The sequence below is a fragment of the Halorubrum sp. GN11_10-6_MGM genome, assembly GCF_005435165.1.
Classification (GTDB): domain Archaea; phylum Halobacteriota; class Halobacteria; order Halobacteriales; family Haloferacaceae; genus Halorubrum.
Genome location: NZ_SGUC01000014.1, coordinates 64397 through 84214 on the forward strand (window position 1 = coordinate 64397; position 19818 = coordinate 84214).

The 19818-nt window shown below is 51.4% G+C and carries 14 protein-coding genes and 4 pseudogenes; 11 read left to right on the top strand and 7 right to left on the bottom strand.

The annotated features are described in order from the left end of the window. Nucleotides 1-520: 520 nt before the first annotated feature. From EXE46_RS17725 to EXE46_RS09015, 3 genes and pseudogenes are all read left to right on the top strand, one after another. Nucleotides 521-676: pseudogene (locus EXE46_RS17725) on the top strand (cell division control protein Cdc6); the annotation flags it as partial. A 133-nt stretch (nt 677-809) separates the two neighbouring features. Next, nucleotides 810-1331, top strand: a complete 522-nt coding sequence (locus EXE46_RS17730) for a hypothetical protein (RefSeq protein WP_394348191.1) — start codon at nt 810-812, stop codon at nt 1329-1331. Beyond that, nucleotides 1256-2356 (top strand): glycosyltransferase, encoded by a 1101-nt coding sequence (locus tag EXE46_RS09015; RefSeq protein ID WP_137688071.1) that lies wholly within the window; start codon nt 1256-1258, stop codon nt 2354-2356. Before EXE46_RS17730 ends, EXE46_RS09015 begins: the two co-directional genes overlap by 76 nt. Here the strand turns inward: EXE46_RS09015 and EXE46_RS09020 are convergent. Further along, on the bottom strand, nt 2350-3807 hold the full coding sequence (locus EXE46_RS09020) for a sulfatase (RefSeq protein ID WP_137688072.1): 1458 nt from the start codon (nt 3805-3807) through the stop codon (nt 2350-2352). The genes EXE46_RS09015 and EXE46_RS09020 overlap by 7 nt on opposite strands. A 39-nt stretch (nt 3808-3846) precedes the next feature. Then, the gene (locus tag EXE46_RS09025) at nt 3847-5448 is read right to left on the bottom strand and encodes an alkaline phosphatase family protein (protein ID WP_137688073.1); all 1602 of its coding nucleotides are present in this window, start codon (nt 5446-5448) and stop codon (nt 3847-3849) included. Nucleotides 5449-5549: 101 nt separating this feature from the next. Here EXE46_RS09025 and EXE46_RS09030 point away from each other — a divergent pair, with 101 nt between their 5' ends. Next, the gene (locus tag EXE46_RS09030; RefSeq protein ID WP_137688074.1) at nt 5550-6680 is read left to right on the top strand and encodes a glycosyltransferase family 4 protein; all 1131 of its coding nucleotides are present in this window, start codon (nt 5550-5552) and stop codon (nt 6678-6680) included. Here the strand turns inward: EXE46_RS09030 and EXE46_RS09035 are convergent. Beyond that, on the bottom strand, nt 6639-7574 hold the full coding sequence (locus EXE46_RS09035; protein ID WP_137688075.1) for an O-antigen ligase: 936 nt from the start codon (nt 7572-7574) through the stop codon (nt 6639-6641). The genes EXE46_RS09030 and EXE46_RS09035 overlap by 42 nt on opposite strands. Before the next feature lie 300 nt (nt 7575-7874). Then, nucleotides 7875-8696 (bottom strand): glycosyltransferase family 2 protein, encoded by an 822-nt coding sequence (locus EXE46_RS09040; protein WP_158413939.1) that lies wholly within the window; start codon nt 8694-8696, stop codon nt 7875-7877. Nucleotides 8697-8822: 126 nt separating this feature from the next. On the opposite strand from EXE46_RS09040, the pseudogene EXE46_RS17390 reads away from it, so the two are divergent. The 6 genes and pseudogenes from EXE46_RS17390 (at nt 8823) to EXE46_RS09070 (ending at nt 14758) form a co-directional block, all read left to right on the top strand. After that, nucleotides 8823-9883: pseudogene (locus EXE46_RS17390) on the top strand (GDP-mannose 4,6-dehydratase). A 38-nt stretch (nt 9884-9921) separates the two neighbouring features. Further along, a pseudogene (locus tag EXE46_RS17395) lies at nt 9922-10367 on the top strand (NAD-dependent epimerase/dehydratase family protein). Between the two features lie 176 nt (nt 10368-10543). Beyond that, nucleotides 10544-11215, top strand: coding sequence for an NUDIX domain-containing protein (locus EXE46_RS17675; RefSeq protein ID WP_306462188.1), 672 nt, complete (start codon nt 10544-10546; stop codon nt 11213-11215). An 83-nt stretch (nt 11216-11298) separates the two neighbouring features. Continuing rightward, entirely contained in the window at nt 11299-12939 is a 1641-nt protein-coding gene (locus EXE46_RS09060) for an alkaline phosphatase family protein (protein WP_137688077.1), read from the top strand. A gap of 523 nt (nt 12940-13462) precedes the next feature. Next, nucleotides 13463-13921: an FkbM family methyltransferase gene (locus tag EXE46_RS09065; RefSeq protein WP_342765019.1), complete on the top strand. Its 459-nt coding sequence runs from the start codon at nt 13463-13465 to the stop codon at nt 13919-13921. A gap of 354 nt (nt 13922-14275) precedes the next feature. Then, on the top strand, nt 14276-14758 hold the full coding sequence (locus tag EXE46_RS09070) for a glycosyltransferase family 77 protein (protein WP_137688079.1): 483 nt from the start codon (nt 14276-14278) through the stop codon (nt 14756-14758). Nucleotides 14759-15496: 738 nt separating this feature from the next. On the opposite strand, the pseudogene EXE46_RS09075 reads toward EXE46_RS09070, so the two are convergent. Further along, nucleotides 15497-16666 (bottom strand): annotated as a pseudogene (locus EXE46_RS09075) (ISH3 family transposase). A 202-nt stretch (nt 16667-16868) separates the two neighbouring features. Here EXE46_RS09075 and EXE46_RS09080 point away from each other — a divergent pair. Then, a complete protein-coding gene (locus EXE46_RS09080) occupies nt 16869-17753 on the top strand; it encodes an IS1595 family transposase (RefSeq protein WP_137688080.1) in 885 nt (294 codons plus the stop codon). A 225-nt stretch (nt 17754-17978) separates the two neighbouring features. On the opposite strand, the gene EXE46_RS09085 is transcribed toward EXE46_RS09080, so the two are convergent. Further along, nucleotides 17979-18986 carry an IS110 family transposase gene (locus EXE46_RS09085; RefSeq protein ID WP_137688081.1) on the bottom strand — a complete coding sequence of 336 codons (1008 nt, stop codon included), beginning with the start codon at nt 18984-18986 and terminating at the stop codon, nt 17979-17981. Nucleotides 18987-19218: 232 nt separating this feature from the next. After that, nucleotides 19219-19605 carry a hypothetical protein gene (locus EXE46_RS09090; protein WP_158413940.1) on the bottom strand — a complete coding sequence of 129 codons (387 nt, stop codon included), beginning with the start codon at nt 19603-19605 and terminating at the stop codon, nt 19219-19221. Between the last annotated feature and the right edge of the window lie 213 nt (nt 19606-19818).

Below are 19818 nucleotides of genomic sequence, written 5' to 3' on the forward strand. Positions count from 1 at the left end.
GAGGTCATTCTTGAATTATTCAAGCAGGGAAGAGATGGCAATCGACCATGGGGTCGAGTAAATCCACTCTACCTCCGAGAGCATTCAGATCTCGATAAGGGACAGGTAGAGTATGCCCTTCGAAATCTGAAAACCGCCGGGTGGGTAACGCAATTGAATCGAGGCGGATTATATGAATTAGTTACTGATCCACGAGAAGTCTGACCGCAGCGCTACTTGACAGACAGAGTAGTTCTTCGGTGACGACAAGATCACGTCAAAATGTATGACATATGGACGAGCCAACCAAGACGACCTACGATAGTGAACGCGCTGCCGACGAGGCGATGCCACCCACGGCGGCGGCTACTGACGGCAGTGACCCGCACGGATCGCTGACGAGACGGATGAGGACACTAACACAACCACACCGTGCCGAGGGGTCGGCCACAATCTCAATCCGGAGACGATCAGTATCGAGTATACCCAGAGCAGCGGTGACCACCGTCAGGTTCTGTTCGTCGATCGCGATGACGGGACGTTGTTCGATGTCGCGGCCGAGACGGGCATGAGATCACTCTGTGCGGTGCTCGCCGCACAGGACACCGGGAACGCGAGGCAGGCGCTCAACATCATGTACAACGCGGGCGAACTGGCTAGACAGGGAGATGACTCGACGATCACGGAGTCGCACGCTCACGCCGCTCACGACGAAATCGAACAGAGCCGGATCGAACACGGGATGAGCGAACTGACCCAGCACGGGCATCTCGCGCTCGTGGCCACGCTTCAGATCGCGCCTGAAGAAGAGACCCCCGCTCGGGTCAGACATATACCCCCGCTACCGGACGATCGCCGGTCACTCGGCGATCGATCTACTGGTCCGGCGGTGGATGTACGACCACCTTGTCGACCTCGCCATACTCGGCATTCTCGACCGACAGTCGCGCAACGAGGGGAGACGCGGCGGACAGCACTACGGGCACGAGTTCAGCGTTGATCTGCGGACCGTTCAAGAGGTCCTGACTCGGAAGGACTCGCGCTGCCACAGCGCGTGCGACACCTGCTCTGAAACCGAGCGAACACTCGACGCGTGGGGTGGGAAACAGATAGCACTCCGTGATCAAGGTACGATCGTACCGTCGGTAGAACACTCGACACAGTGGAGTGTCTGTGTCAGCGACCAGTATATCCACCACCAGTCACGTTCGATTCGGACTGGCTCCGGCCGGAAGTCGGGGTGTTCTTGTACCCCGACGCGGAATCACGTGATCGAATGCGAATCCTCCGGGTCACACCGTGGATCTACCCCGACACGAAGGGCGGCGGCGACTATCACGTCCACGCGATGAGTCGCGACCAGGCGGCGATGGGCCACGACGTGACGGTACTCACGACGCGCGAGGACGACTCGCTGCCGCGGGTCGAGGAGACGCACGGGCACACGATCTACCGGGTCGACCCCGGCGTGACCCTACTGGGCAACGACGTCTCGCCCGCGGTGGCCCGCTTCCTGTGGCACGCCGACCGCGAGGGATTCGACGTGATGCACGCGCACTCGCACTGCTACTTCGTGACGAACCTTGCGGCGTTGAAACGGCGTCTGGGGGACATTCCGTTGGCGATCACGAACCACGGCTTGTACACGCAGAACGCGCCGGAGCGACTGTTCACGCTGTATCTGAAAACGGTCGGGCGGTGGACGTTCAATCAGGCGGACGTGGTGTTCTGTTATACGGACGTGGACAAGGAACGCGTGCGCGACCTAGGCGTGAGCTCGCGGATCGAGGTCGTCGCGAACGGGATCGACACGGAGCGGTTCACGCCGGAGGGGCCAAAGAGCGAGCTGATCGACGCCGAGGGCCCGGTGGTGTTGTTCGTCGGGCGGTTCACGGACGGGAAGCGGCCGTGGTTGGCTGTCGAGGCGTTTGCAGAGGTGTTAGACGAGTACCCGAACGCGGAGCTGTATCTGTGTGGCGAGGGTGGGTTACGTGAAGAACTGGAGACGCAGGTGAGCGAGTTGGGAATCGGGGAGCCGGTGACATTCCTCGGGCACGTGCCCTACGACGAGATGCCGAAGGTGTACCGGAGCGGGGACGTGTTGGTGTTGCCGAGTCGGGCGGAGGGGGTGCCGCGGACGGTGTTGGAGGCGATGGCGAGCGGGACACGAACCGTCACGAGTCAACTCGAACAGATCGAGGACATCGTGGACGCTGGTGGTCGAACGGTGGAATCCACCTCGGACGGGGCACTTACGGGAGCGATCGTGGAATCTCTCGACGAGACCGTGACTGATGGGGGACAGGGAGTCAGAAGCCATCGATGGCGATCGACTGTCGAGAAGACGACCGCCTATCTGGAGTCGATCGTCTACTGAAGGTAGCCGAGGTCCTCCAGCCGATCTTTGGTCTCGTCGCTCATGTCGACGTCGCCTGCGGTGTCGGCATGGTCGAAAGAGTCGAGCCACGTGTCGAGTTCTGATCCGAGTTCGGAGACTTTCTTAGGACGATCCGGAGCGAGGTTCTGAAGTTCGTCGGGATCCTCGGCGACGTGGTAGAGTTCGATTGATCCATCCGAACCCCGGATCAGTTTCCAGTCTTCGCTCCGAATAGCTCGGAGCGATCGGTCGTACTCGTACACTTCCTCGGGGAGATCGCCGACGCGTTTTTCGAGCGCCTCCATCGAGGGTTGTGGAGCCAAGTACTCGGCAAATGCGTACTCACGTGGTTCGGTTTCAGTGTCCGGATGGAATGACCGTCCCTGCGACTGTTCAGTGAACTCGTCGTTCTCGATTCCGGCCGCATCGAGGAGAGTCGGTGCGAGATCGGTCAACTGAACGAGACCATCGACCGTCTCGCCACCTGTGAACGCGCTACCGTGGATCACTAGCGGCACGTGAATTAGCGTGTCGTGGAGGCTGTATTGGTGGTCCATGAGACCGTGATCGCCGATGTTTTCCCCGTGATCGCCAGTGACGACGAAGACGGTGTCCTCCCACTCATTCGCGTCCTCCAAGAGACGGCGGAGCTCGCCGATCTGCTCGTCAAGGTAGGCGATCTCCGCGTGGTAGAGCCCTTCGAGGATCTCGAAATCCCGCTCGGTCATCTCGACCTCGTTCACGATGTACGTCCAGGCGTCCTGATTGACCTCCATCGCCTCCGCATAGCTCACACCTTCGGGGAGGTACTCTTCCGCGTACTCCTCGGGTGGCCGATATTCGAGATGTGGTTCAAGATAGTTGATGAACAGGAAGAATGGATTCGAGTCGTCGCGGTCTTTGAGCCAATCCACCACCCATCGGTTGGTACTTTTCGCTCCGTCGTCGTCAGCGCGCTTCCTGACGAACTGTCCGTACACCGCGTTCGCGGCGTTGACGATCGGATTCCCGTCAAACAATTGTCTCGCAACGCCTCGTATCTTGTCGAAGCCCTCCTCCTCCCGGGCGATCTTCCCCAAGTCGACGTCCGACTGGATGTACTGCCAGTTCTTCCGGAAGGTGTCGAAGCCGCGGGCGAACCCGAACTCGTCGCTGATCCAGGTGTTGTTCGAGACGGCGACCGTCTCGTAGGAGGCGTTCGCGAACGATTCGACGACGCTGGGAACGCTCTCTGGAAATCGTTTCGCGGCCGCACTCGCGCCGTGTCCCGACGAGTACCGCCCGGAGAAGATCCCTCCGTGTGAGGGGAGCGTCCACGGGGCGCTCGCGAACGCGGAGGTGTACGTCGTACCTTCCTCCCGGAGCGTCTCGAAGGTCGATAGCTCCGCCCGGGTATCCAGTATCGAGTCGTACCGGGCGGTGTCCATCACGATGAGGGCGATATTGGTCATGGGTCGAGGGATCGGCTCTGTCTCGATTTTATCGGTCGCTTATATATATCCAAGATCTTCGAGCCGCTGTTGGACTTCCTCGTCGTCATCACGTTCGACGTCGTCTCCCTTCTCTACGAGCGTGTCGATCGGAACTCTCTCCGTTTGCCCGTCGATTTCGCCCGACTCAAAGACGTCGAACAGCACGTCTCCGTCCATTTCTTCCGGGATCGGCTGATCGTGGAGATAGAGAAGCGTCGGCGCGATATCGTAGATCCGTGCCTCGAGATCCGATCCAGACTCGATATCGGGCCCGGATGCGATGAATATCCCATCGCGGTTGTGCCCGCCGTTTCGTGCCTTTGAGGGAGGTCCCGTGGAGAACAGTTCGTCACCGGCGGTGGATCGCGGATCGACCGCACACTCGAAATCGTCGATCTCGAACAACAGGTCTGGGGCGAGATCGGTTTTCGGGCCCTCATAGAGATCGTCGGGCTCGTATATCTGGATGTCTTTTGCTACGGAATCTTCTGCCACGGCCTGCTCGAGTTTCGAGATCACCTCTCGTTTGTCCGCCTCTCGATCCGAGAGCATGTAGATCATTCCGCACGTGAGGTTCTGGCGTGGAGCGAACGCGACGCTCGAATCGAAATCGACGTTCTCCCCTGGAGTTTTTCGTATCGATTCTCCAATCGACTTCGCGAAGTCGTTGAGCTGCGGGACGACGCTGACGATCCCCTCGCCGACCCGTCGTAGATACGGGAAGTATTGGGTTCGAGCTTTGGTCAGCATGGACTCGTCCGCTTCCTGCACGAATCCATCGCGTCTCAGCCAGTTATTTGAGTTGAACGTCCGATTTACCGGCCCGAAGCCGTGGTCGGAAACGAGGAAGAGCCGGGCATCGTCTTCCTTTGCTCGCTCGGCGATCTTTCCCACCGTCTCGTCGACGCGTTTCCACACTCGAGTGAGTGTTTCTCTGAACTCGGTTCCGGATTTGTGGAGCACGTGATCCTCATCGTGGTACCGCCAGAAGTAGTGTTGTGCCCAGTCGGTCGCGCTGATGACTCCAAAGAAGTGGTCCGGATCCTTTTCGGTCAAGAGGTACTCGATCGCCCGTTCGCGCTTATCGACGATGTCAAGCAGGTCTCGTTCGAGTTCGTCGGGTCGTCCCTGATACTTCGGATCGGCGTATGGCACTTTCACCTGGTACCCGTCCGTCACCTCGTCGAGTTCTGCTCCGAGTGACTCCGGATACGTGATCGTGTCCTCGGCATCCGACCCGAGCCCGCTCACCATGAAGCCATCCGTCTCGTAGGGGGGATACAGCATCGGGTAGTTGAAGATCCCGACCGATTGATCGCGTGCGGCGAGCACGTCCCAGAAGCTCTGCCCTTGGAACTTGTCCGAGCCTAGGGGTTCGAAGTCGAACGAGTCCGGATCGTCACGGTTGAGAAAATAGAAGACGCCGGTCTTTCCGGGATTTTGGCCCGTCGCCATCGAGAGCCAGGCAGGGGCGGTGATGGGTGGAAAGGTGCTTTCGAGTGTACCTGTCCTCCCTTGATCAATAATAGCCGCTAACTCTGACAAACGATTGTTTTCTAGTAATGTATGGATAATATCCCAAGTCGCTCCGTCAAGTCCGATTATAATAGTTTTGGTCATTGGGTCTTTTTTGATTGCTGGTGTAGTTTAACTTCTTCTGTTTCAAGTAGTAATCGGTATACTGATTGCGATAGATGTAGAAAACTCCCTAACGCCCTATCATGAATGACAAATCTGTTATATTGTTAACTCATGTCGATTTGAACGGGACTTCTGGAGCTAATATTGCTACCCGGAATTTAGTGGAATCCCTCTCTGATCGTTCTCATCTTAGGATTGTTTCTCCAACGAGTACTTACGAGAAAGCAGTATCACACAAAGAATTACCTTCAAAAACCGAACATCCTTATCTATTTCACATAATCGCACAACCTTTGCTCGTCATCCACTTCCTATCACTAGTACTAACTCATCGACCAGATCTCGTAGTAACACGATATCATCCTACATTATTATTTCCTGGAATTCTCAGCTATTTGGTTCAAACGGACCACGTATTTTTAGTACGTGGGCATTTTAAAACAGGAATCCCCACGTGGATTTTACCGATGGCAGTTGTAAATATATATATGAACGTATTGACTAGTACGGAGGTCTTAGTAGCGTATACAGAAATTGAAAGAGGTATAGACAACCTCCCACTTCTATCGACACGACATGTGTCTCTTGCCCCAAATGCTGTCAACCCAACAAAATTCAAACCAATCTCGAATGTGGATATTCGCTCTCAGTACGACATCTCTGACTCTACATTCGTTATTGGTTTTGTTGGAAGCTTTCGAAAGCGACATCAGCTTACACAGTTGATAGAAGGATTTAATCTGGTTCAACAATCTTCGGATTCTGTCCATTTATTATTAGTTGGAGATGGACCCAGAATCTCTCATCTGAAAAACATAGCGCGTAACCTTGGTATTAATGATAAAATCACCTTCACAGGCTATGTAGAGCATGAGATAGTACAAGAATATATGAATATATGTGATGTTCTTTATGCTGGTATAGATTCAGCACGCCCGTCCAACCCAATAAAATGCTACGAATACTTGGCCTGTGCAAAGCCAATTATTGTCACAAGATCCTCTGAGTTTGAATTCATAAATAAGATTCAGTGCGGTGTACTTTTATCTGATCATACTCCCAGTGAGATATGTGATAACATAGTTGATATACAGGATCTTTCCTCTTCTCAGCGCAAAGCTATGGGTGAGCGTGGACGTAAATACGTAATTGAAAACCATACTTGGGAGTCACGAGCAGTTCAGATACTGGGTATAACGGCTGACAGCTAGGCCGAGTACGATCCAAATTGTATATATACGTGTCACACGACCCGAGAAAAAAATATACGTTGATACGACGATTAGCATAAGGAATATTGCGATCTCTGTCTCTTTTTGATCTGTTTGATTGATAATCACTTGAATTAGTTGTCTCCCAATTAATAGGTGTAAAAAAAGAAACGCCAAGCCAACTGGGATTCCGAGATAGAGAGTCAGACTGATCCAAAAGTTGTGAGGATCTCCGACTAGTGATCCGCCAGGTGTGTGTCCGTAATTAGAGACTCCGATACCTATTAGTGACGCTATGGGTCCACTGGATAGTTCCCGTAACGCTTCCAAATATAAATCGAAGCGACCGAGTAGGGACGATAAAATCCCTTCAGTGAAGCGGTTTATACCGCCTCCACTGAAGTTGACAAAAACCACCCCGAATACAGTTACTCCAAACAGGATTATAGTGACTACTTGGATATTCTTGATGATTGTGGATTTGTTCTGTAAACTGAACAGAGCAACAATTGCAAGGGAGACTCCTATAATGCTAGAACGAGATCCGGTTAATGCTATCCCGAGAGCAAGAATCAAAAGCGACAAGATAATTAGTTTTTTGTGATGTTTATTATATTGATATTTCGTAATTCCGATCACGAACGCAGCACCTAACGCATGAGAGAGGTGATTAACACCGATAGGCAGTTCTGTATTACCTATTCGACGAATAGCATCCATGCCAAGTGCAATATCGATGAGTACCAGCGATTGAACAATACCGAGTATTAAAAGTATATTTAGAATAATATCTTCGTCTATGTGTCTCGCGGCTACGACGACTGATAGGAACAAAACAATATTTAGATAATATTCAAAGAAAAAAATAATAACGGCATCGGGGCGAGTATACACTACTGTATTTAGAGCTAGTGAAGCTATTGGTAATGAAATTAGTAAAAAAGTACAGACTGCTATATGTCTCGGTATTGTTACTTGTTGCAGTGTTACAGAAAAGAAAGTAACACTGGTGAGAAGAAGTATCAGAATCGGAATTCCGTACGATGTAGTTGTGAGAAAAGGAATATACTCGGGTAGCTTATATCCCCTCAAAAAGAACGTATTTAGCACTAGTAACGCTATTAGTATGTGGCTGAGTTTTCGTATCCATGAAGTGAATATCCCCGATCTGTGCTGGTAATTATGTGTCATTTATTATCCTTGGATCGAATTTACCAAATTATATTTAATGGGCTCCCACCTCTGTTCGGTCAGAAGGTACCAGAGCTTTAATCCACGTGCTGCCGTCTGCAAAGCTCGCTGAGGGACAACTGCTTCGTACCAAGGTTCGCCGTATATTTTTTTTCGCTCCTCTATATGGTCATTTGAGAGCTTCCCTGCTGTTTTTGCATCTTCTTGAATCCGAAATGCTCCCAAGAATCGTGGCACATGCGTCACGTCGACATCGGTATTGAGTATCTGCCAGAATAACTCAGCGTCCATAGTGTATTCTAATGTCTCATTGAGCCCATTAAGTTTCTTGAAACAATTTCTGTGAAAAAACGTTGCCTGATTCCTAGCAAACAACGACCAATAGCGTTGTACAAATTTTGATGGTTTAGTCATGTAGCGTCTATCTATTACCGCACCATCCTCGTCAACGATCAGAACATCACCATACAGTACATCAATCTGTCGTGAACTCTGTATAGCGTTTCGCAAAGCTTCAAAAGATCCTTCCAGATAGTAATCATCCGAATTTTGCCAGCCCAGCCATTCTCCACGCGCCATCTTGATTCCTTTGTTTATCGCGTGGGATTGGCCATTATCTGGCTCAGATACCCATCGAAGTTTATAATCGTCCTCATACTGTTCGAGGATGTCGATGGTACTATCAGTAGAACCACCATCCACAACGATATGCTCAACTTCTTCATTTAGATCCTCGGTTTGTTGTTTCACAGAACGTATGTTCTGCTCTATAAAGTTAGATTGATTGTATGATGGAGTAATGATTGACAGCAACGGATTGTACACAATTGTGGAATACTATTGATAATAAAAAGCATTTCGGTTATCAAGTACGATCCACATATCTTCATATAGATAATAGATACTCATAGATAGAAAGATTAAATTAACTAATAAAATTTATCTACTTTTATGGATATCGGTCTAAAACTCGCCGAACGCCCCGTGTTCATCACTGGGGCTGACGGATTCGTTGGTTCTCATCTCGTTGATAGGCTGATCGAAGCGAACGCGGATGTCCACGCGTTCGTCAGGGCGACCTCCAGCGTCGAACTCAAAACATTCGCCAACACGCCGACGATATCACCCTCCACCGCGGCGATATCCGTGATAAACACTCCGTGGAAACAGCCCTCAAAGCACTCGAACCACATAGTGATTCCCTGATATTTCATCTCGGTGCGCAAGCGCACGTCGGCGAGTCGTGGGAACGACCGTACGAAACGGTTGACACCAACATCACTGGAACACTAAACTTGTTACAGTCCATTGTCAACCTCGATCTCGACATCGCCAAGTTCGACACCGCAGGCACGAGCGAAGAGTACGGCAACGTCAAAGAGGAAATGATCGAGAAACACCAGTTCGACGGCGACGAGCGCGTGCTCCTCAGTGAGCGGTCACCGGTCAACCCGACAAGCGTCTACGCCACGTCCAAACTCGCGGCGGACTTCCTCACGATGAATTTCCACGACGCGTACGGACTGCCAACCGTCACGACGCGGATGTTCAACAACTACGGGCCACGATAGAACCCTCGGTACATCACGGGGACGATCATCACGCAGGCACTCGAACGCGACATCGTCGAACTCGGAAATCTCACGCCCAAACGAGACATGTGTTACGTCACCGACAGCGTCCGTGGACACATTAACGTCGCCCTTGAAGGAAACCCTGGCGAGCAGTACGTCTATGGGTACGGCGAAAACGTCTTGATGCGCGAGTGGACGGAGACGATCTTCGACGTCGGTGCCGAACACGGGTACTGGGACTCCCCCGAGATCGTCCAGGACGACGATCGCTTCCGTCCCGGAGACAGCGACGTCGAAGAACTACTCGTCGGATACGAGAAGCTCCACGAGGAGACGGGATGGGAACCCGAAGTCCCCTGGCGTGAGGGGATCCGACGGACCATCGACTGGTACGCGAACAATCCCGACAGTTGGTACGGACGGGTGGACTGGCGATGAGTGCCGGCACACACGACTACTGGGACGACACGACCGTGATGGTGACCGGCGGTGCGGGCTTCCCTGGAAGCCATCTTGTTGAGGACCTCGAATCTCGATTCGACACCGTCGACGTTTTTGTCCCACGAAGCGACGAGTACGACCTCCGAGAGAAAGACGACATCAAGCGAGCGTTCGAGGACTCGAACGCGGACATCCTCATCCACCTCGCTGCGACCGTCGGCGGTATTGGAGCGAACCGCGAGAACCTGGGTCGTACTTCTACGACAACGCGGTCATGGGTATCGAGCTGATCGAACAGGCGAGGCAGTTCGACGTCGGGAAGTTCACGATCCTCGGAACGATCTGTGCCTATCCCAATCACACCCCGATCCCGTTCAAAGAGGAGAACCTCTTCGACGGGTATCCCGAGGAGACGAACGCGCCTTACGGGATCGCGAAGAAGGCGTTGCTCACGCAGTCGCGCGCGTATCGCAAGCAGTAGGAGTTCAACACATCTATCTTCTCCCAGTGAACCTCTACGGGCCGCGTGACGATTTCGATCTGTAGACCGCCCACGTCATTCCGGCCATCATCCTGAAGTGTATCGAGGCTTGAGAACGGGGTGACGAGTTGATCACTGCGTGGGGAACTGAGGAACCCACTCGGGAGTTCCTCTACGTGAAAGACGCCGCCGAAGGTATTCTGGACGCGACCGAACGATACGATTCCTCGGAACCGGTCAACCTCGGCAGCGGCGAGGAGATCTCCATCCGGGAGTTGATCGACGTTATTGTCGAGGAAACGGGATTCGAAGGTGATGTCGAGTGGGACACGTCGAAGCCGGACGGGCAACCGCGACGGAAATTGGATACCTCTCGGGCGAAGGAGCGTTTCGACTGGGAGGCCTCGTCCGAGTTCTGGGAAAGCCTCCGAGAAACTATCGAGTCGTACGAAGCGAACCGGGGGGGCTCCATGAGTGAGTCGATTCCGGAGGACGAGTGGGAGACGATCGTCCGTAACGTGCCGATTGTGTCGGTCGACCTCGTCGTCGAATGTCCGGACGGAATCGTACTCGGGAAGCGCTCGAACGAACCGGCGAAAGGCGAGTGGTTCGTTCCGGGTGGGCGGGTTCAGAAAGGTGAGAAACTAGAGGAAGCAACTCATTGGATCGCAAACGAGGAACTCGGATTAGATATCGAGATACGACGATCGCTTGGAGCATTTGAACATTTCTACAGTACCTCCGATGTCGGAAACGAAAAGCACTATGTCGCACACGGGTTCTATACGTGGTCTGATCACACAGACATTCACAATGATCTGCAACATGAAGACATCGAAATTTTTTAGTCACTCCTGGAGGGTTTGTACGAGTATGTTGAACTGTATTTGGAAGAAATACATAACTCTTAGATAACACTAAAGAATACACTATGGATACGATAGTAGTTGGTCTCGACGGAGGCGAATGGAACATTATCGATCACCTGATATCGGAAGGGCGTATGCCCAATACAGCCTCACTGATCAAAGATGGATGTCGCGGGAACCTCCAGTCTACGATGCCTCCAGTTTCTCCGCTCGCCTGGAACTCAATATATACTGGTGTGAATCCCGGAAAACACGGGATATTTGATTTTAGTACGTTCGAAGAAGATTATAGTCGTCGTTCAATCAATTCACGTGATAGAAAAGCAACTCCTTTTTGGAAGATACTGAACGATCACGGTATCTCTACGGGATTATTCAAATTACCATTTACATATCCCGTCCCAGAAGTTGATGGATTCTTTATCAGTGGATTCCCGGCTCCAGGATCGGGATCTGAATCTGTTTATCCTGATGATTTACGAAAAACAGTCGGAAGACCAGCCGATCTTCTTGAAGATAGCCATTTGATCTCGGATGGAAATTTCGAACGGCTACGCGATAATCTCCACCATATTGTTACATACCAAACTGATATGCTATTATCTTGCCTCGAATCTCACGATACAGACTTTGTCATGACTGTTTATGATGGCTCAGATCGGATTCAACATTTCTTCTGGAAGTATATGGACTCATCTCACTCACGTCATGATCCCTCGAAATTCCAAGATGCCATTTATAGATATTATGAATTATTTGATCGTGAATTGGGAAGAATTCTTCAAAGAACCTCAAAGAACACGAATATAGTATTGATTTCCGATCATGGGTTTGGTCCTCTTGAATCAGATATAAACGTCGAGTATTATCTTTCGAATAATGGCTATCTTGAGTGGAAAGATAAATCTCAGGAATCATCTCAGAAGAGATCCATAGTGGGGAACATTACTTGGATACTCTGGTCTGCTATAAAAAAGACAGGTGCTGAAGAGTATGTTAGATCCATTACTCCTGATAATGTATATAAGTATGGTAAAGATTTGTCTTCATTTAAAAAGTCAAACTATGATTGGGAAAACACAATCGCGTTCTTTAGTACTGTCTCTGGACAATCGATCTATATTAATCTAGAGTCAAAATTTCAGGAAGGATCAGTAGAAACTGAAGAATATGATACAATCGTTGACCAGCTCGTTCAAAAATTCCGTTCACTGACTCATCCAAATACGGATAAGCAATTGTTGGATACCGTTATTCGAGCTGATGAGATGTATCATGGCTGGGCAACATCTGAAGCGCCTGATATCATTCTTAATGTTTCAGACCGTTACGCGATTGTTGGTGGGCCAAGTGAGCATCTCTTAACCAAATCAACCCAACATGGACGAGATCGATCTGGTGATCATAGGATGGCAGGAATATTTATTGCTCAGGGACCTGCATTTAATAACAATGTTTCTGATATATTGGATTTCACAGTTATAGATATTCTACCAATATTGTTGTTTGTCAATGATACTCCTATACCAAATCATATCGACGGTTCACTCCCGAGTAATCTTTTTGATCAAAAATATTTTGATTCAAAAGATATTCTCCGAACAAATAAGTATGGTTACTTTGAGTCTGACGAGCACAAATGGAATAACAATGAAGCTCAAGAATTAGAAGAAAATTTAAAAGATCTCGGCTATCTCGAATAATCTCTGGCTCTGTTGACTTGATGGACACGGTACTACTCTATGAGAGCGTGAAACAAGATATGGGGCGTAGGGACCATTCAGTGTTTTTCGATACCGATGAACAGGCATATATAGATGAGTTTATACATAATTATGTATTCAATGCAGTTAGACTTGTTCCAAAGCTCAATTGACTGGGCAAGGCAAATACTCCCCCAACCGGTGAAAGAATTCGTGAAAGCAACATTCGTTCATGATTGGATCTTAGACGCAGAAGCGAAAGCTGTCTCGACCGTCAAAGTTAATTATACGTTCGACGGAAAGAAGGTACCAATCACTGTTCCTCGAGAGTCATACCAGCACCGAAAATTCCAAACAACTATGATCGTATGAGCCACTACTCGCAGAATCACTATACCGTTCCTTATCATCTGAAGATACTTTTTACGACATCGGCTGTTATTATGGACACTTCTCGCAGCTCGCCCGCCAAGCAGGCGTTCCGACAGACAATATCTTTGCATTTGATGCGGACGAACACAGGATCACAACATTTAATACTATCCCCGAAACCGACGGAATCATGGCTACTGCGGCGCGTGTCGGGGATGTATCCTCATCAAACATAATTACAATTGATGAATTTGCTGAACGTCACCTCTCACCTTCGGTCGTAAAAATAGATGTTGAGGGGGCAGAACTCACGGTATTAGACGGGATGGTTGATGTCCTCAATCAAGATGGGCCAGATATTTATATTGAGGTACATCCCCAACATCTCCCAATTTTCGATAGTTCGGTTGAAGAACTCATCTCTCGACTCACAGAGGCCGGCTACACTCTCCAAGTTGGCGATCATCGAGAGAAAGGCGGACGTTGGGTCGATATTGAAGATACCAAACTGTCTGAATATGACTCTTCAATCCCAGTGGGTGAAACTGGTCACACCTATACAATCCGGGGTGTATTACCCACTGTATTAGCATCTTCACAGACACCTTAGAGAGCAAAATTAGCCAATTCATACAATTCAAGCATGAATACTGGTATACTCTACATTGCTACTGGTCGGAATTATTGCCGTGAGGCCGTCCAGTCAGCCGAAAGCGTATCAGATCATACGGATCTTGCTACCGCGATAATCACGGACTGTGACCTCAATTCAGACTATTTTGATCATGTTATTATGCTCACATAACCGAGGAATGATTCAGGGGATAAGGTCAGATGGATTCAAGAAACACCTTTTGAGCGAACATTGTTCCTTGACACAGATACGTATGTCTGTACTGATATTAGCGGAATATTTGAGCTGTTGGACACATACGAGCTTGCCGCTCCATATGCCCCAAATCGCGTGGTTGACGAGCCACTAACTCCGATCCCAGACGGGTTCCCTGAGTTAAACACAGGTATCCTGTTGTTCAAAGATACGAACGGTACGAAACGGTTGTTCAACCGGTGGCAAGATCTGTACCTAGCGCACAGAGAAGCCGGTATTCAATTTGATCAGCCGTCATTTAGAGAGGCACTCTTTTCCGAAGACATCTCACATTCAGTACTACCTCCCGAATATAATGTTCGATTTGGTGATGTAAGTGTCGGCTACCTTGGCGGCAAAGCAAAAATATTACACGGTCGACGCGATTCCGGCGTTTATTCTAAGTTTGCTAGTCAATTGAATCGTGAGGCAGATAATCGAATTTGGAAGATTCGAGGTGAGAAGATCTCCGTAACCACACACAGGGAAGGCCTATTTTTCCGCTTGCGGAGATTGATTCAGGAAGAGAGATTTTCCACAATAGTGTCAAAAATATTTAAGAAAATGTTTGGTCAATAGTACACACAAAATAATGAGGACGATTCATTAGTCGGACATCGAAAAATATCGGGATTCACTTTACTAGTTGATCATTAAAATTACTCAAGAACAGTACGAACTTACTCGTCGTATTAAATCAAACAGGCTGTGTTGGATCGCAATACTGCTTCTTGTAGCTGGAGTCGATGAAATTTCAACTCTCAGTTGAGCTTACCCATCTTCTTAGCGTCTTCATGTTGTGACTGCCCGCCAGCTGTTTCCTGAGCTATCGCTGTAACTCCGTACGATTTTCTTTCTGTGGACAAGATCTGGTCGATCCCGGTGAAAAATGTAGTATCGAAGATGTGATTTGTTGCGCTAGCAGGATTTAATAAGTGAGTCTAAGTTGGTGGCTCAAACCGCCCGTGTATATAAATACGGGTCCAGGTAGATCCCCGGTGTGACCGGCGTGATGAACGACCAGCCTCAACACTGATTTCACATATCGCGTCTCAGAATGGTCGTACAAAATCAGAGATCGACACATCAACGCTAATTACCGTACATGACAAGAACATCGTGTTGAATACTGAGCACCAATTTCAGTACCTCACAAAGCATCGCCAGTTAGCCTGATCTGAGCTACCTGTTCTGTTGTGACGAGTCGTCGATAACGGTCGAGCAACGCTGATCGGAGACGGAGCTGTCGCTGTCGGCGGCGGTCAGCCGCCGACGCGACAGCGTAGCCACTCACGAAACGGCGTTCCCGGTCGGTGACTACCGGTGGAACCGGCCGTCAGGTGGTCGGTTCGCGGGGACGGCCCGACGCACCGCGAGGGCCGTCCACGCAGCCCGCCGAACCATATTGACGAACTGCTTGTACGGCCACCACCAGAGGCGACGCCCCCCGCGGCGGGGCGTCGCCACGTATTCGTAGTGCAGATACCGCCAGGTGTTCTGCAACAGGAGACTCACCACGACGTACAGCAGCCTCACCGTCGCGTCTCGTGTCGTTGTCGTCGCTATCGCTTGCTCGGACAACCGATAGCTCTACTCGATACCGAACCGTTTCGAGTAGTGGTATCGTGCGTCGCGTGGACACTCGATGAACGGCGCGTCAGCGGCGTAGCCGTGACGCGCCACGCCATGGTCGTCATATCGTCCATTCAGGTACGTACAGTCGATGTAGACGGGAAACTCGACGGTCCAGCTGTGACCGTCGAGTTTCCCTGTCAAGTCGTGTTGAATGATGCGACTCCACCCTTCCGAGAGTTCCTGCTGAATCGCCTCACCCCACTGAATGATCGGTACCACGTAGGCGTAGTTGTGCGCCTGTAGTAGCGTGAGACACTTGCTGTCGTAGAATCCGCGATCAAGGTAGACGGCCTTGACCTCCACGTCAAGGCCGTCGAGCACTCCGAAGAACTCGGCGAGGACGCTGCTGGCAGTGTCGCCGTCTTCGAGACGGCGCACCGCCAGCGTATACCGTTTGTCCCGCACGCGTACGTAGAGTGTCGCGTAAGCGTGGAATGCGGTGGTTCCACGCTTCGCCTCCGAGTGGTAGAGAGCGTCTGTGTCGTCTTCGTCACCGTAGTAGGGTCGCAGGTGGAGGTCTGCGCAGACCTCCACCTGTTCGGGGAGCAGTTCGACGATATCTCGCCGAAGAAGCGTGTTAGCGACTCGTTCGAGCCGTTCCGGCTCGAACTTCGTGCGTAGGTGATAGAGAATCGTGTTCGGCGATGGCGAGTCTTCGCTGGAGTTGTACAGCGTGGAGATCGAGGTCCTGTCGGCGGTCGCGCTGACGAGGACCTCGTAAATGTCCTCTGCACCGATTTCAGCGTTGTTTGCGAGGTTGAGAGGAACTTCCTCGTCAAGCTGATTGACGAGGAAGTTAAGGAGTTGGTCCTCGTGGATTTCACTGTCTGCTTGCTGCTGGTGTTTAGGCACAACAACAGCAAGCAGACGTTCTAACTAACCGGCTTTGTGAGGTACTGAATTTAGAATGCTACCATTTTTATTCCACGGATAGTGTGTCAAACTGATTGGTAAGTATATATAACGCTCTTCTGTAGGAGATTGTTGATACTGCTGAGCTGTCGCTATCGAGTCGAAGAGGACAAGGACACCGCGTCAGCGGTGTCCGACACGAATGATTCCGCTCGATGTGTTTGGGTCGGAATCGGTCGCAGCGGACCTGCTCCAACAGGTTCGCTGGCGTGACGGTGTTGCCTGTCCTCGCTGCCATTCTGACCGAACGGTCAGAAACGGCAGCTACGCGCACTTTCAGCGGTATCTCTGTAAGGATTGCGGCCGCACATTCAACGATAAGACCGGCACAATCTTCGCTCACTCGAAGATCGCGCTCTGCAAATGGTTGTTCTCGATCTACGCCTTTTTGCGGTTTAACACGAGTCTCAGGCAGTTACAGTGTGAAATCGAAGTCACCTACAAAACGATCCACAGGCGTGTCGAGCGCTTCGTCGAAGCGCTCGACGCGCCGTCACTCGATCTCCGTGGCCCGGTCGAAATCGACGAGTTCTACGTCTCTGCCGGCCTGAAAGGCCGCGAGCGCGACCAGCGGTCGCGCTCTCGCGGCCTCTCCGGACGGGGGCGCGGGACGTATGAACAGGACAAACCGCCGGTGTTCGTCCTCGTGGATCGCGGCACCGAGCAGCGGTACGTCGTGCCGGCGAAATCCGCAAACGAATCGACGATCCGGCTCCTGCTGGCTGACCGCCAGCAGGAGCCTCTCACCGTCTATACCGACGGATTTTGCGCGTACGATCCGCTTGAGGAAGCCGAGAGCTTCGACCGCGAATACGTCGTTCACGGAGATGGTGAGTACGCCGACGAGACGGTCCACGTGAACACCTGCGAGAGCCACGCGTCGCTGGCGCAACGGTGGCTCTCGCCGCATCGAGGCATCTCAAAAGATTGTCTCACACAGTATCTCCGAGCGTTCCAACTCAGACGAGAACTTTACCGCAAACCCGGACGAAAAGCGCCCAAACACGCTGTCAAAGCGACTCTCTGAAACCAATAATGTGCTACACCTATGAAAGCCTGCTAGCGCAACAAACCACGTCTGCGATACTATATTTTTCGCCGGGATCGGTCCGATCTTTTCCACGGAGAGAAAACCGCAAGCAGTCACGGTGATTGCTCAGGAACCAGCCGGCAGGCAGTCACAACGTGAAGGCGTTAGCTGTGGCTCACGCCCGCTGCGATCCGCCGATGAGGGCCGCCGGCTCGGCGGCCCTCAGGCACTCACCTCTGGTGGATCGTACACCTCCTTGCGATCAAGCATGTGGAAGATCGACACGAGCAGTTTCCGCGCCGTTGCGACGATCGCTATCTGGTGGTTCTTCCGCTGTTTCAACCGAGCGTAGAAGCGTCCAAGATACGGATCGTTACACCGATGAACCGCCGTTTGGACACATTGGACGAGGATCCAGCGTAAGTCTGCCTTCCCACGCTTCGAGATCGATCCCTCAGTCCGCGAGTCGCCTGACTCGCGGACGACCGGATCCAATCCCGCGTAGCTTACCACCTGATCCGCCTCGTCGAACCGGTCGATCTCACTGATCTCCGAGGTGATCAGCAACGATGAGTAGAAACTCACGCCAGGAATTGTCATCAACAGCTGCGTCTCCTCGAGAGACGCAGCGGTCTCTTCGATCATCTCTTCGAGTTCCTTGATCTGAGCAGTGAGCTCGTCAATGATCGAAAGGAACGACTCCATCAACTGATCGCCGACCACACCGAGCGAGAAATCCTCGCCGGCGAGGATTTCGCGCCCGTTCACGCTGAACGGATCCCAGTCGTAGGTGATCCCGTGTTGGTCGAGAACGGCGTGGACTTCATTTTTGAAGTCTGTCCGCTTTTCGACTAGTCGTTTCCGGCCGCGCACGAGTGCGCGGCGCTCACGCAATTCTTCGGGCGGAACGTAACTCTCAGCGATCATGCCGGCTCGGCGAAGTTGCGCGAGCAACTTCGCGTCGAGCCGGTCGTTTTTCACCTCAGCATAGCCGATCGCCTTGGTTTGGCTCGGATCTGCGACAACCACGTCGAGATGTTCGTCGAGGGTGTCGTAGACCGTGTAGTAGTTGCTGGTTGCTTCGATCGCGGCTTTGGCTCCAGCGTATTCTTCGGCGACTTCGTCGAGATTCGCGTTTGGGACGTGAATCTCTTCGACGACCTCGGCATCGTCGTCCAAAACAGCGACGTGTGATTCGTCCTTGTGAAGGTCGATTCCGAGGTAGTACATGGCAACCTCTGGAGTGGGAGTGCATGGAGTAGAGACACACCTATTCGGGCTTGCCGCCCGTCTGTCGGTCCGACAGACGGGCGGCGTCCCATGATGCGGCTTCCTTGGCACGTAGACCAATCAAGAGCACGCGTTCGAAGACCTTTGCGTAGCATCGGCCTTTGACCACCCCATTCTTACTCCATGCGCTGGGGACTTAGCAGGCTTTCATCCCATCAAGAGCGATATATAATTACTCAGCGTAACCAAGCGCCTTCAAGCGTTCGTTTATACAAGTTTCATTTTTTTTCTCAGATTTGTCCCACCCGTCGGGCTCATACCCGCCTGTATCTTCTGCAGTTGTCTCGATCCACGGCACTTGGCGGACAATCGGTAATGGACAAGCGACTTTGTGCCAATAGAATCCGTACTCTCCGAATGCTTCCCCGTGGTCAGCGGTAATGACAACCCGTTCTGCATCTATATTGTCGAGTAGAAGCTCCACATCGTCGAGCACATACCGGAGATTTTCGACATAAAGTTCCCAGATAGTTTCTTGGGATAACTCCCCGTTGGTGACCTTCGCGAATGGGGATTGTAAATCCTCTTCCGCCAGCGGATATGGCGCATGGGGATACATGTAGTGAATAATGAATCGATTAGCGTCAATCTCACGCCCTATATCGATTGCCCTATCTGTAGTATATCGTGGTGGCATCCTATTAAGAGCGTGTCATAGAAAGCGTCACGTACGAAGCGGCAGGGTGCGGAAAGTGTGTCCAACACCAGCGCAACCCTGCAAAATGTGGCTTCGGTAGACGACTTCTTGAATGCGGCGGCTACCGAAACAGTA